Origin of the sequence: Longimicrobium sp. (assembly GCF_036399935.1) — a bacterium.
In the GTDB taxonomy this organism is placed as follows: Bacteria; Gemmatimonadota; Gemmatimonadetes; order Longimicrobiales; family Longimicrobiaceae; genus Longimicrobium.
The window spans coordinates 1-14,047 of record NZ_DASWMD010000003.1 but is presented as its reverse complement, the minus strand read 5'-3'; the positions used below and the strand labels follow the sequence as shown (position 1 = coordinate 14,047).

Sequence of the window (14,047 nt, the reverse complement as noted above, 5' to 3'; positions counted from 1 at the left end):
GGAAGAAGGACGGCACGTTCGAGCGCGTGCACGATATCCTTCGCACCTGGACCCGACAGTCCGAAGGCCGGCCGGCAACGCCCAGCGCAGCAGTGCTGGACAGCCAGTCGGTTCAGACGACTGAAAAAGGGGGGTCCGTGGGTATGATGCGGGCAAGAAGGTAAAGGGGCGGAAGCGGCACATCGTCGTCGACACGATGGGGCTCCTCTGGGCGGTCACGGTGCATGCAGCCGACGTGCAGGACTCTCATGGGGCGTTCAAGGTGCTGCCGAAGCTGGTAGGACGTTGTCCGCGTCTGGAGGTAATCTACGCAGACACGATTTATCGGGGTGCGCGACTGATTACGCATGCGCTCGGCTGGAAACTTGAGATCGTGGAGCGACCGAAGGACCAGAAGGGCTTCTCGGTGCTGCCGAAGCGCTGGGTTGTGGAGAGGACGTTCGCTTGGCTGGGGCGCTGCCGCCGGTTGAGCAAGGACTATGAGGGCCTAATGGAGAGCAGCGAAGCATGGATCCATCTTGCGATGTCGGGTCTCATGCTCCGTCGGCTTCGGCCAAGTTGACGTTTCTCAACACCCTCTGAGCTGTGCCCGTGCCGCGGCTGCCGCCTGCACGATCGCCGCCGGGCTCTCGTGTGACGATTCCATGGCGCGGACGGCCGCCGCATCCGTCACACTGGCCCGGTCTCGTGCGTTTACTGGAATGTCCTTCCCCCCACCATCACCAGGGATATCGTACATGCGCGTGTCCATCATGCTCGCCGCGTTGACCATGGCGCTGAGCGCACTGCCTGTACGCGGACAGGCACAATCCGCTGCGCTCAACGCACGCGACACCGCCGGACCCGTGTCATCGGCCGCGGCGAACCAGGCGCAGCTGAAGAGTCGCTCGCGAGCTCAGGCGCTGGCCCTGGGGCATACCGTGGTCGCGACCGCGACGGGGGCGGCGCTGATGAGCCAGGGGGTGGAATCGCAGTGGAAGGGCGACGCGGGGTACTGGCTCCTCGTGTACGGGACGCTGATCGCGCCATCCGCGGGGAACTTCTACGCACGGGACACGCGCCGCACGGCGGTCGGCCTGCAGGTCCGCGGCGCCGGGGCGACGCTCGTCCTCGGTTCGGTGATCAGCCAACTGTTGACATCGCCGGAATTCGACATGGACAATCCAGAGGGCGGAGACCTGCACTGGGATGCGGTGAACGTAATGGGCACCGGCCTGATCATCGGGGGCGCCGCGTACAGCATCCTCACCGCCCCGCGCTCCGTCAGTGAGCACAACGAAAGGGTGACGAGTGCCCACGGAGTGCGCATCGCGCCGGCCGTTGCCCGCGGCGGCGCGGTCGGGGTGCAGGTGGGAATCGACTTCTGAATCGTGAGCACCGGCGGATGAAGCGGCGCGGCTCCTGGGCGGGGGCCGCGCCGCTCGTACTTGCATGGCCGATACGTTTGCCGATACTTACGCCTCACGATCTGATCGATCGATTCCGTCCCCACTCGGCGCCTGTACGCGCGATGAAGGTTTCTGCCGTTCTCCACTTTGCATTGCTCGTCGCCGGGCACTCGACGCTCGCCGCCCAGGCACCGGTGCCGCTCTGGCGCGTGGCACCGGAAGTCCGCGCCGGCACGGGCGAGGGGCCGGGGGCGCTCTCCGCCGTGTCGGATGTCACCATCGGGCGCGACGGGAGCGTGTACGTATCGCAGCCGCAGGAGAACGCGGTAAAGGTGTATGATGCGCAGGGGCGCTACCTCCGGTCCATCGGACGCGAGGGCAGCGGCCCCGGCGAGTTCGACCGGCCGTCGTCGCTGGGCTGGCGAGGCGATACGCTGTGGGTGACCGATACGCCGCAGACGCGCATCAGCCTGTTCCTGCCGAGCGGGAGGTTCGTCCGCTCCATCTCGTTTTCTCGCGCGGCGCCCCTCACGGATGGACGGCACCACATCCCGTACAGTCTCCTGGCGGACGGCTCGGTCCTGGGCATGTGGCAGACGCCCCTGTCCCTGATCGCCGGCACCCCGCCCGTGAGCGTCCCCATGGTGCGCTTCACGGCCCGGGGCGAGCCCATCGCGGTGCTCGCGCGCGACGAGCACCGCAACGAGTTCGGGGTGATCGCGGAGGGCACGAGCCGGACCTACTTTCCGCAGCGGTTCACGGACACGCCGCTGACCGCCGTTTCGCCGGACGGGTCCGCGGTGGTCATCGTGCGGCGGAACGCCGCGACGCGCTCGGATTCCACCGTGTTCTCCGTCCAGCGCATCCATCACTCCGGGCGCGTCACACTCGCCAGGAACTATCAGTATCGGCCGCAGCCCGTGACGCGTGAGATGGTGGAGCGCGCATTGGACGAACACGTCGGCGGGCTCGGGGAAACCCGGATCAGGACGCCGGAGGCCTCGGTGCTTCGCCGGCAGATCCGGGACAACCTGTATCGCCCCCGGTTCCTGCCGCCCGTCACCCGGCTGGTGCTGGGGCGCGACGGCACGATCTGGCTTCGCCGCGAGGACCTGGGCCGCGAGATGGCCTGGTGGCACGTGCTGGATGCGAGCGGCCGCATCATCGCGCGGGCGTGGGTGCCGGCCGGGGTGCGTGTGGCGTACGCAGACCGCACGCAAATCTGGGCCGTCGAGAAGGACGAGCTCGACGTGCCGACCCTGGTGAAGTACAGGATCGTTCCAGGCGGATGAGCCGAGCACTCCCGACCTCCCGGTGTGCATGAGCGGGTGAACCCGCCGCTGGAAGAGCGGAAAGCCCCGACACAGGCCGCTGGCCCGTCCCGTTCGGGGCTTCACCCGCACGCGCACCGCACCCGCCGACGCGATTTGTCATCCCGAAGAAGCGGCCACGCCTGACCGGCCCCGGCACCATAACTCGCAGCGACTGAGGGATCCGCCACACAGCGCGCGTGGTGCTCGGAGGTGGTGCATGCGCGGGGCCGGTACTTCTGTTCGGGCGTTCAATGTCCCGGCAGGGCGACAACGAGAATGAGCGAAAGGTGAGAGCGGCGCGTGCGGCGTAGTGTGTGGCGGATCCCTCAGTCGCTGCCGAGTACGGCGTAAGGGCAGGGTCGCCGGGGCCGCTCCATCGGGATGACATCGTGCGGCATCGGCAGGTGCGGTGTGCGTGCAGGTGAAGCCCCGGGCGGGACGCGACAGCGGCTCGAGCCGGGGCTTTCCGCTGTTCCAGCCGCGGGTTTACCCGCCCCTGGACGGGGGGTGCACCCTGCCGTCCGGGCGGGTCAGGCACCGTGTGTGGCGGATCCCTCAGTCGCTGCCGATTACGGCGTACGGGCAGGTCGCCGGGGCCGCTCCATCGAGATGACATCGTGCGGCATCGGCAGGTGCGGTGTGCGTGCAGGTGAAGCCCCGGGCGGGACGCGACAGCGGCTCGAGCCGGGGCTTTCCGCTGTTCCAGCCGCGGGTTCACCCGCCCCTGGACGGGGTGCACCCTGCCGTCCGGGCGCGTCACGCAGCGTGTGTGGCGGATCCCTCAGTCGCTGCCGATTACGGTGTACGGGCAGGGTCGCCGGGGCCGCTCCATCGGGATGACATCGTGCGGCATCGGCAGGTGCGGTGTGCGTGCAGGTGAAGCCCCGGGCGGGACGCGACAGCGGCCCGAGCCGGGGCTTTCCGCCGTTCCAGCCGCGGGTTCACCCGCCCCGGGGCCCGTGCAACCGCGAAGGATGCCTCACGCGGCCGGCGGACGAGTGCCCACGAGTCGCCGCACCTTGCCGGGATCCTCCAGCAGCACCGCCTCCAGCAGCTCCCGGTCCCGCGACCGCTCGCGCTCCAGTTCCGCGAGTTGCGCGCTGAGCCCAGCGATCTTGGTGTGCGCCGAGACGTGGGCCGCGATGGACCCGCCCGCCACCACGATCAGCAGGAGAAAGACGGCCATCCCGATCATGGCCCCTGGCTCTTCCAGGTATCCATCACGCTCCCGCCGATCACGCAGGTCTGCACGCCGCGGCACGCCTGCGACAGGCCCTGGCTCATGGCCTTGGCGCTTTCCAGCTGGATCAGCGCCGGGTTGGCGGCGTAGGAGCGCGCCTCCAGCTCCTTGGCGCGCGCATCCGCCTCGGCGCGCATCACGCGGCCGCGCGCCTCCACGCTGTCGATCACGAATTGCTTCTGCGCCTTGTCGAGCACCTGCGCCTGCTGCGCCGCCGCGATGCGCGCCTGCTCGATGGCGGGCGGAATGCGGATGTCGCGCACGAACACCTGGTGGATGATGGCGCGGTTGCCCAGCTTCGCCTGGATCTGGCGCCGCACGTCCTCGGACAGGTTGGCCCGCTGCGCCGAGAAGATGCGGTTGACCGTCCACGCGTTCAGCGCGTTGCGGTAGCCCTCGCGCACGGCGTTCAGCACCTCGGTCTCGGCGGCCTCGGGGGTGCGCTTGTCGAGGAACACCTGGTAGATGGAGCCGGGGTTGTAGCTCCACGTCACCGCGAGATCGCCTTCCACCGTCACCGGGTCGGCCGTGGTGGCCTGGATCACTTCCTTCCCTTCGGAGTTCTCGGGAAAGTTGCGCTGCGTCATCTTGAAGCAGGTGGGGTCGGCCAGCGGGGTAAAGTTCAGCCCCGTGCTCATCTTGCGATCGATGACCGATCCGTATCGGGTCAGGACGCAGTGCTCGGTGCTGTCCACCCGCGTGAACGAGTTGGTGCCCAGGATGAACACCAGGATGAGCAGGAGGAACGCGCCTCCGCCCATCACCACGGTCTTAGCGTTTTGCATCGGGTTGTGCCGGTTGCTGGAGAACGGGGAGCGCTTGCCCCCCACGTTGATCGTTGTCTTTGTCATGCGGCGCACTACGAGGGATGAAGCCCGGCGGTTTCGCGCACGGGCCGGCGCCGGGGTGGGTTCGGCTGCCGTGCGGCGTGTGGGGATGTTCGCGGTGGGCGTACTATGGGCGCGGCGTCGGGCTATGGCAAGGCTGCCGATGCGCTTCGGCGGGTCCGGCGCAGTCCCCGGCTGCCCTCTCCCCCCGGCCCCCTCTCCCGCAAGCGGGAGAGGGGGAGAACTGCACCAGGCACCGGGCGCGCCGCACAGTCCTCCTCACACGAGAACAAGCCGAGTCCCAGGGGTCCATGACCGCTGCCGCGCCCTGGCTGGTACGTGCCCCAGGTTAGATCCTTCGGCCCGCGACGGACGGTTTGCGGGCCGGTGCGGTGCGCCTGGGCCTCAGGATGACAGGGTGCGGTCGTGTGGGCAGGTGGTCGTGTGGGCAAGCGGGCGTGGCCGCTCCGGATGACAATCGTGTGGGGTCGGCAGGTGCGGCGAGCGTGAAGGTGAAGCCCCGGGGGGACGCGGCAGCGGCCCGAGCCGGGGCTTTCCGCCGTTCCAGCCGCGGGTTCACCCGCCCCTGGCCGGCCGGGGAGGGGCCTTGGGTAAGCCCCTCCCGCACCAACGCACTAACGCACTAACGCACTAACGCACTAACGCACTAACGCACTAACGCACTTCCCCTCTCAGTGCGAAACGTACCGCTCGAAGTACTCCAGCGTCCTCAGCATGTGGTCCACCCGGTGCTTCGGCTCGCCCGCGCGCGTGAGCTCGTGCCCCTCGCGCGGGTAGCGCACGAACTCCACCTCGCGCCCCAGCACCTTGAGCGCGCGGTACATCGCCTCGGCGCCCGCGACGGTCGTGCGGAAGTCCGTGTCGGCGTGCAGCAGCAGGAGCGGCGTGCGGATGTTGGCCACGTACGTCAGCGGCGACTGCTGGCGCACCACCTCGGGATCTTCCCACGGCCGCGTGCCGAACTCGCCCTCGAACAGCCGGTACGTGTTCGACGAGCCGTACCAGATGCCCAGGTCGTACACGCCGCGCGCCGCCACCGCCGCGCGGAAGCGCTCCGGCGACTCCTTCGCGATCAGCCACGCCGTCATGAACCCGGCGTAGCTGCCGCCCGTCACCACCTGCTTGGCGGGGTCCGCCAGGCCGCGCGCCAGAATGCTGTCGGCGCCGATCAGGATGTCGCGCGCGGGCGGCGTACCCCAGGCGCGCTGGATGCTGCGCAGCCCCTCGTTGCCATATCCCCCGGAGCCGCGCGGGTTCGAGAAGAAGACGGTGTAGCCCGCGCCGGCCAGCATCTGGTACTCCAGCCACATCGACGCCTCGCCCGGCCCCCACATGGCGTGCGGCCCACCGTGGATCTGCACCGCCAGCGGCGCCCGCATCCCCGGCTGGTGGTTGATCGGCAGCAGGTACCAGCCCTGGACGCGCCGCCCGTCGAACGAGGGATACCACACCTCGTGATAGGGGCTCACGTACACGCGGGCGAGCAGCGAGTCGTTTAGCGCCGTCAGCCGGCGGGTGCCGCGGCCGGCGGCGTCCGCCACATAGACGTCGCTGGGGCGCTCGGGGTTCATCTCGGCCCAGGCCACGCGCCCGCCCGCCGCGTCGAAGGCCAGCACCCCGCGCGGGCCCTGCACCACCGGCACGGGGGCGATGCGGTCCAGCCGCGTGCGGTACAGCGGCTGCGCGCCCTCGGACTGCACGGTGAAGTACAGCCAGCCGTCGTCGGTGATGGTGAACCCGCCCACGCCGCGGTCCATCGCCCCGGTAACGCTGCGGCGGTCGCTGCCGTCGCGCCGCATCACCACCAACTCCGTGTTGGTGGCGGTAAAGAACTCGGCCTGCAGCGAGCGCGTGTAGACGATGTACCGGCCGTCGGGGGAGACGATGGCGTTGTTCTCGGCGTAGCGCGGCTCCGCGATCGTCCTGGGCGTGCCGCCACCCGACGCCGGGGCGATCACCAGGTCGCCTTCCATCTGGTAGTCGGGGTGCTGCCCGGCGGCGGGCGGGCTGGCGCTGAACACCAGCGAATCGCCCCGCGGCGTCCACACGGGCGCGCCGATGCCGTACGGGGCACGGGTGATCTGCACCGGCCGCGCGCCCTGCCGCACGTCGACCACGTACACCTGCCCATAGCTCTCTTCCTCGATGGAGGTTTCGCCCAGGTAGTCCAGCCGGGTGACCACGCGCGGGTCCTGCTCGCCGGCGTTGGCGGCCAGCAGGGCGCGGATGGAGGCGAGCGCCGCCTGGCGGTCGCGGTGGATGTTGCGCACCGCCGCCCCGTCCACCCGCTTGCGCGCCGAGTCAGCCCGGGCGGAATCGGCGGCCATGGCGGAGTCGGCCAGCTGCCTGGGCGTGAGCTGCGACATGAAGGCGATGCGGCGCGAGTCGGGCGACCACACGGGCCCGCCGGCGCCGGTGGGCAGGCTGGTCAGGGGCCACGCCTCGCCGCCCTCGGCCAGGGGAAGGATCCACACCTGCCCGCGCCCGCCCTGCCGCGCCTGGCTGAACGCCAGCATCCGCCCGTCCGGCGAAAACCGCGGCGCGCCGATGCCGGCGGCGTTGGTCCACGTCAGCCGGCGCAGCCCCGTGCCGTCGGTGTTGGCGATCCACAGGTCGCGCCGGTAGCGGTTCGCGGCCGAGTCCACCTCCGTCTGCACGAAGACGACGCGCCGCCCGTCCGGCGAGAGCGCCACGCCGCCCGCCGTGCGCATCTGGTACAGGTCCAGCGCGGTCAGGGGCCGCCTCTCCTGCGCGGCGCCGGGGCCGGCCGCGAGCGCCGCGCCGGCCAGGGCGGCGAGAACAGGGATACGGATACGCATGATCGTCCAGGGGTTCTGGGTGTCGCCGCCAGGGAGCACGCCGCGGCCTCGCGCCCAAGCTGCCGGGCATTCGCCCCGCGCCGCAAGAGCGCCCTCACCCGGCCGCGCCGGCACGCGTGCCACCCTCTCCCACAAACAGCGTGGGAGAAGGGGCTACACACCCCGCCGGGACGTGCTTCGGTGGCAAGATGGCGCACGAAAGCCCTGTCATCCTGAGCCCCACGCGCACCGCACTCTCCCGTACGACGACCGACGCGGGGCGAAGGATCCAGCCGCGGATGCGTACGAGCCACGGCGCGGCAGCGGTCACTGGGGCTGAGGCCTCGGCTGCCGTGGGGCCCTCACCCAGCCGCGCTGACACGCGTGCCACCCTCTCCCACAAACAGCGTGGGAGAGGGGGTACACTTCAGGCCCGGGTGGCGGCTCCTGCAATTCTGTCACACGATTGTGTAGCAGTTCACGGCCATCGCCCGCACCGATTTGAGATCGGCGATCGCCCTGCCGAGTGCACCAGAACGGTGCGCGGTGCATCGGATCGCATCGCTCATCCAGAGTAGGTCCTCCTGCCTAAACCATGGAAAGTCAAGCAGTTACGCGGAAACACACGGCGGCTTCCGAGTGGCGCGCTCGTTGCCTTACCGGGATGCATCACACCGGACGAGCGGACCTGTCCAATCCCGTCAGGCGTATCGTTCACGCACCATCCCCCTGCAAGGAAGACCATGTCCCGTTACCGCATCGCAGCCGCCGGGCTGCTCACGCTGGCCGCTGCCGCCTGCGCCGACGCTCCCAACGCCCCCGAGGCGCGCCCGCTCGAGATCGCCCCGCGCCAGTCGGTGTCGGATGCCGTGGTTCCGGGTGAGGTGCTGGTGAAGATGAAGCCCGGCTTCTCGGTGAGCGACCTGGACGGCGGCGACACCAGGATCTCCTTCAACCGCTCGCTGGTTTCCGCCAGCCGCACCGCGGTGGTGGGCGTTGAGCGTGGCGCCGAGCGCGCCGAGGCCGCCCGCCTGATGCAGGACGAGCGCGTCGAGTACGCCGAGCCCAACTTCCTGCGCCAGCCGCTGGCGATCGACCCCCGCCTGTGGGCCTTCTACAACCCGGGCGGCAAGACGGCGTACTTCAACGAGACGGATTCGCGCGTCGGCCAGCCGCTGCCCGCCTCGTACGCCTCGGTGCTCGACGCCGACATGGACGTCATCGAGGGCATTGGCGCCGGCGGCTCGCCGGTGGTCATCAGCAGCATCGACACGGGCGTCGACATGGACCACCCCGAGTTCACCGGCCGGCTGATCATGGGCAAGGACTGGGTGACCGGCGACAACAACCCCGAGGACGAAGACGGCCACGGCACGCACACCAGCGGCACCATGGCCGGCAGCACGGTCGGCGTGGCGGGTGTCTCCGGCGCCGCCGCTAACGTCAAGATCCTCGTTCAGCGCGTCTGCGGCCCCAGCGGCTGCCCCACCTCGGCCATCGTCAACGCCATCTACGCGGCGGCTGACTACCCGGGCATGGTGGCGATGAACCTGTCGCTGGGCGGCAGCATCGAGACGCGCTCCGAGAAGGACGCCATCAAGTACGCCGTGGTGACCAAGGGCGTGCTGGTGATCGCGGCCGCCGGCAACAGCGCCAGCGGCAAGGTGGGCTGCCCCGCCTGCGACCCGAACGCCATCTCGGTGTCGGCGCTCAACTGGAGCGGCACCCTGACCACGTACTCGCAGTACGGCAGCGGCCTCGACATCTCGGCCCCCGGCGGCCAGCTGTACAGCAACACCACCGACGAGATGGGCATCTGGGCCTCGTACCTGAGCGGCGGCTACGCCATGCTCCAGGGCACCTCGATGGCCACCCCGAACGTCACCGGCGTCGCCGCGGTGGTCGCCAGCAAGACGGGTCTGCGTGGCGCTGCGCTGCGCAGCCGGCTGGAGAGCACCACCGACGACATCGGCGCGGCGGGCTACGACACCAAGTACGGCAACGGCCGCGCGAACCTGTACCGCGCGCTGACCGGCACCTCGCTGGGCGCCGGCCTGTAACCCAGGCAAGCGGAGCGCGCCGGGGCCACCCCGGCGCCTCACACGAAAAGGGCCCCTCGCGAGAGGGGCCCTTTTCTTTGGCGCCCCCCTTCCACGGGCGGGTGGGTTCACCCGCTCGACGGCTCCCCGCTCGCGCCATGTCCGGAACGCTCTTACATTCTCCGTGCGCCGCATCGCGCACTCCCGCGATCCATCCCCCCCCGGTTTCCCGAACGCCGATGGTCCAGGCACCTCCCGCACCCGCGCACGTCCTCGCCGACCGGCAGGTGGACGTCGAGACGCCGGAGCACGTGGCCATCGGCTACGAGCTGGCCGACCTGGGCTCGCGCTTCACCGCGCTGCTCCTGGACCTGCTGATCGTGGTGTTCACCAACCTGGCGTTCCTGGCGACGGCCGCCTTCTTCGTCTGGATGGTGGGAGGCGAGAACCTGCTGGGCGGGGTGGGACTGGGCATCTACGGGTTCCTGAGCTTCGTCTTCTTCTGGGGATACTTCGCGCTGCTGGAAGGCCTTCGCGACGGGCAGACGCTGGGCAAGAGGTGGATGGGCATCCGCGTGGTTCACGACGGCGGGTATCCCGTCACGGTGCGCGCCTCCGCCATCCGCAACCTGGTGAAGCTGGGCGTCGACATTCAGCCCGTGGGCTCGTGCGCCATCGGCGGCCTGTCGATGATGCTGCATCCGCAGACCAAGCGGCTGGGCGACATGGCCGCGGGGACCGTGGTGGTGCGCGACCGCACGGGGCAGCCCATCCCCGAAGACAACCCCGCCGCCGCCGACGCGCCCAGCCTGGGGCGCCCGCGGCTGGGCGACGACGAGTTCGCGGCCGTGTCGATGTTCGTCTCGCGCCGGCTGGCGCTCGACGGCCACGTGCGCGCCGAGCTGTCGCGCAAGCTGATGGCGCGCGTGGAGCATCACGTGGCCGACGATCCGCGCCGGATGCAGGTGAGCCCCGACGCGTACCTGTGCACGCTTCACGCGGACGAGACGGCGCGTCGGCAGGCCTCGGGCGCGGGCGGCCGCGCGGGAACGGCGCAGGCCACGGCCCTCGTCCGGCGGCAGCGGGAAGAGTGGAACGAGTACCAGGCGATGCTGGAGATGGCGCGCAAGCAGGGGCTCGACAAGCTGGGCGAAACCCGCGTGTCGCGCTTCGCCACCCTGTACCGCGGCGTGGCGGCGGACCTGGCGCGCGCCCGCACCTACGGCGGCTCGCAGGAGCTGCTGTACTCGCTGGAGCGCATCGTGGGCAGCGGCCACAACCTGTTCTACCGGCCGCCCGTGCGCTCGTGGCGCCGCTTCCGGCTGTTCCTGGCCGGGGGGTTCGCCGCGCTGGCCCGCCGGCTGTGGCGGCCCATCACCGTGGCGCTGGCGCTGTTCTACGTGCCCGCCGTGCTCAGCTTCGCCGCCATCCGCACCCAGCCCACCCTGGCGCGCGAGATGATCCCGGCCGAGATGATCGCCCGGGCCGAGAACGCGGCGGCCAAGGAGGCGCGGGGCGAGGGCTACTACGACGTCACCGAGGTGGAGATGCCCGGGATGGCCAGCAGCCTGATCAGCAACAACGTGGGGGTGACGTTCACCGCCTTCGCGGGGGGCATTTTGGCCGGGGCGGGAACGGTGCTGATCCTGGTGTTCAACGGGCTGCACCTGGGCTCGGTGGCCGGGCTGTTCGCCAACCACGGGCAAAGCCTTCACCTGTGGACCTTCGTCGCGGGCCACGGGGTGATCGAGATCACCGCCATCTGCATCGCGGGGGGCGCCGGGCTGTGGCTGGGGTCTGCCATCCTGTTCCCCGGCCGCCTGACGCGGCGCGAGGTGCTGCAGCGGCGCGCCCGCGAGGCCGTGTCGCTGATCGGCGGTACCGCCGTCATGCTGATCATCGCCGGGCTGATCGAGGGCTTCATCAGCACCTCGCCCCTGCCTTCCGCCATCAAGTTCACGCTGGCCGCCATCTTCGGGCTGGCGATGGTCTGCTACTTCGCCCTGGCCGGCCACGGCGCGCAGTACCAGGCCGACGCGGCCGCCGCGGCCGAGCGCGACGAGAAGTCGGCGGCGCCCCGGCTCGCCGCCGCCTGACTCACGTTCCCGCACCGCACATGAACCCGATCCACCTTCGCCTCTCCGCCGCCGCGCTGCTGTCGCTGGCCGCCTGCCAGGACGACGGCGGGGCCAGCCGCCCCACCCCGGCCCATTCGACCGCTGTCGCGGCGGCCGATTCCGCTCCGCGCGACACGGCATCGCCCACGCCTCCGCCTCGCGTGGACACCGGCGCGCGCACGAGCGCGCCGCCCGCGGGCGCGAACCTCACCGGCACGGTGACGAAGCTGGGCGAGCGGCGCTACACGATCGACGGCCGCACGCGCGGCGCCGCTACGGTGCAGCTGACGGTGGAGGACGGGCACGACGTGCTCTACGGCCCCGTCGACGTTCCCGTGACGGGCGGCAGCTTTCGCGCGGAGGTCACGCTGGAGCCCACGCAGCGGCGCACCGTCTACGCCTACCTGTCGGACCCGGCGGGAAAGCGCCAGTGGGTGGTCACCATTCCGCTCGACAGCGCGCGCGTGGCCATCGACGCAAGGCCCGAAGGCTCCTGATTCCAGGCGCCACCATCGGCGAAGGGCCCGGACCGCGCTGCGGTCCGGGCCCTTCTATCGTGGTCATGAGCCAGCGATTACTGCGTCGTCAGCGTGTACGGGCCGTTTCCTGGCGAGTAGGCGGTCGTCACGATGATGTACGTGCCGGGGTCCAGTGTCGCCACGATCCGCGCATCCTTGCCGCCGCCACTGTCGTTGTCCTGCGCCAGCTCCCGGTCGGCCGCGGCGTTTACCAGGAACAGGTACGAGTCCACGGCCGCGGAGCGCATGGTGATGGTCACCTCGCGGCGGGTGCTCACCGACATCCGGTAGATGTCCGTATACCGGTTGTCGACGTTTCGGCAGTCCGGGGACGTCAGGGTGGCGGCGGTGGTGGAGCCCAGCGCGTGGTTGGCGACGGGGCAATCGCCGAACGGCTCGATCACGGTAAATTGCTGGTGGTCGCGCGCGCCCGCGATCTCCGCCGTTACCGCCAGGCGGCCCAGGGTGAGCCCGGTGAGCACCCCGTCGTCGCTGATGGTGGCCACGGCGGGGTTGCTGGCGGACCACTCCACCGCGCGGCCGGTGATCTCGTTGCCGTCGCCGTCGTAGGCGGTGGCCGTGAGCTGACGTGCCTCCCCGATGGCCACGTCGGCGTCGAAGGCCTCGATGATCACCATGTCGACGGGGGTGCTCCCGGTGCCGATGTCGCAGGCCGCCAGGAACACGCCCAGGAGGGCTGCCGCCGCAGGGCGGGAAAACTTCATTGGATGAACTCTCGATCGTGCGGTCAGGCCGGGCCACCGTGCCGAGGGACGAAAAATGTGCCCGCCGGATGTTCCCCGCAAGCTTCTCCGGCCTTGGGCGCGCCTTCCGCCCGCCGCCGGTCCGCCGTATGCTACCCGCGCGGCGGGCACCGGCGAACCGAACGGGGAATGGACGTGAGCGAGACGGGCGGACAGGAGGCGGCTGGCACGGGGCGCGCGTCGCTGGAGGGCGTGGTGGTGGTCCTGTGGCAGACGCAGGACTACGTGAACATCGCGGGAACCATCCGCGCGATGAAGAACTTCGGGCTTTCGCGGCTGCGGCTCATCCAGCCGGCGCTGTGGGACCCGTGGCGCATCGAGGGGATCGCCCACGGGACGCATGACCTCGTGGAGCGCACGGAGATCCACGACTCGCTGGAAAGCGCGCTCGGCGACTGCTCATACGTGATCGGGATGACGGCCCGCTCGCGGCGCGCCAAGCGCGCCGTCACCCGCCCGCGCGAGATCGCGCCGGAGCTGCTGGTGCGCGCCCGCCAGTCGGTGGCGGGGCAGGGCGGGCCCGTGGCGCTGCTGTACGGGCGCGAGGACCACGGGCTGAGCAACGAGGCGCTGGACATGTGCCACCGCACGTGCATCATCCCCACCTCCGAGCACTCGTCGCTGAACCTGGCGCAGGCGGTGCTGGTGATGGCGTACGAGATGTGGATGGAGGCCGAGGGCGCCGACCAGGCGTTCCGCGCCCCGCGCCGCGGCGACGCGCCCCCGGCGGACGTGGCCGCCCTGGAGCGCCTGTTCGAAGACACCGAGCGGGCGCTGTGGGCCGTGGATTTCTTCAAGGCGCGGCAGACGGAAACGGTGATGAGGACGATCCGTGAGCTGGTGCGCCGCGCCGATCCCGACATGCGCGAGGCGGGCTTTCTCCGCGCGATCTTCATCGAGGTGGTGAAGTACGTCCGCCGCATCGGCGGCCTGCCACCCGAGGGCGAGCCCCGCAATTTCCGCTCGGCGCCGCCGCCGGAGGCGCCGGAATAGAGGCGGAGACACCGAAGCGCGGCGGGTCC

10 protein-coding genes and 1 pseudogene are annotated in these 14,047 nt (G+C 70.5%); 7 read left to right on the top strand and 4 right to left on the bottom strand.

What is annotated here, in order from left to right; all coding sequences use genetic code 11:
- The 3 genes and pseudogenes from VGB24_RS01415 to VGB24_RS01405 all read left to right on the top strand — a co-directional run.
- Positions 1–562, top strand: a pseudogene (locus tag VGB24_RS01415) (IS5 family transposase); the annotation flags it as partial.
- A gap of 175 nt (positions 563–737) precedes the next feature.
- The gene (locus VGB24_RS01410) at positions 738–1,367 is read left to right on the top strand and encodes a hypothetical protein (RefSeq protein WP_331071167.1); all 630 of its coding nucleotides are present in this window, start codon (positions 738–740) and stop codon (positions 1,365–1,367) included.
- A 143-nt stretch (positions 1,368–1,510) separates the two neighbouring features.
- Positions 1,511–2,680, top strand: a complete 1,170-nt coding sequence (locus VGB24_RS01405) for a 6-bladed beta-propeller (RefSeq protein WP_331071166.1) — start codon at positions 1,511–1,513, stop codon at positions 2,678–2,680.
- A gap of 1,000 nt (positions 2,681–3,680) precedes the next feature.
- On the opposite strand, the gene VGB24_RS01400 is transcribed toward VGB24_RS01405, so the two are convergent.
- The 3 genes from VGB24_RS01400 to VGB24_RS01390 form a co-directional block, all read right to left on the bottom strand.
- Positions 3,681–3,896, bottom strand: coding sequence for a hypothetical protein (locus tag VGB24_RS01400; protein WP_331071165.1), 216 nt, complete (start codon positions 3,894–3,896; stop codon positions 3,681–3,683).
- Complete coding sequence (locus VGB24_RS01395) at positions 3,893–4,726, bottom strand: SPFH domain-containing protein (RefSeq protein WP_331071164.1); 834 nt, start codon at positions 4,724–4,726, stop codon at positions 3,893–3,895. Before VGB24_RS01395 ends, VGB24_RS01400 begins: the two co-directional genes overlap by 4 nt.
- A gap of 734 nt (positions 4,727–5,460) precedes the next feature.
- Positions 5,461–7,608: a S9 family peptidase gene (locus tag VGB24_RS01390; protein ID WP_331071163.1), complete on the bottom strand. Its 2,148-nt coding sequence runs from the start codon at positions 7,606–7,608 to the stop codon at positions 5,461–5,463.
- 722 nt (positions 7,609–8,330) lie between these two features.
- Between VGB24_RS01390 and VGB24_RS01385 the strand changes: the two genes are divergently transcribed.
- The 3 genes from VGB24_RS01385 to VGB24_RS01375 all read left to right on the top strand — a co-directional run bounded on the left by VGB24_RS01385 (position 8,331) and on the right by VGB24_RS01375 (position 12,240).
- On the top strand, positions 8,331–9,647 hold the full coding sequence (locus tag VGB24_RS01385) for a S8 family serine peptidase (RefSeq protein WP_331071162.1): 1,317 nt from the start codon (positions 8,331–8,333) through the stop codon (positions 9,645–9,647).
- Between the two features lie 218 nt (positions 9,648–9,865).
- Entirely contained in the window at positions 9,866–11,722 is a 1,857-nt protein-coding gene (locus tag VGB24_RS01380; protein WP_331071161.1) for a stage II sporulation protein M, read from the top strand.
- Positions 11,723–11,742: 20 nt separating this feature from the next.
- The gene (locus VGB24_RS01375; protein ID WP_331071160.1) at positions 11,743–12,240 is read left to right on the top strand and encodes a hypothetical protein; all 498 of its coding nucleotides are present in this window, start codon (positions 11,743–11,745) and stop codon (positions 12,238–12,240) included.
- 77 nt (positions 12,241–12,317) lie between these two features.
- On the opposite strand, the gene VGB24_RS01370 is transcribed toward VGB24_RS01375, so the two are convergent.
- Positions 12,318–12,986, bottom strand: a complete 669-nt coding sequence (locus tag VGB24_RS01370) for an Ig-like domain-containing protein (RefSeq protein WP_331071159.1) — start codon at positions 12,984–12,986, stop codon at positions 12,318–12,320.
- A gap of 168 nt (positions 12,987–13,154) precedes the next feature.
- On the opposite strand from VGB24_RS01370, the gene VGB24_RS01365 reads away from it, so the two are divergent.
- Positions 13,155–14,018 (top strand): RNA methyltransferase, encoded by an 864-nt coding sequence (locus VGB24_RS01365; RefSeq protein ID WP_331071158.1) that lies wholly within the window; start codon positions 13,155–13,157, stop codon positions 14,016–14,018.
- Positions 14,019–14,047 lie beyond the last annotated feature (29 nt).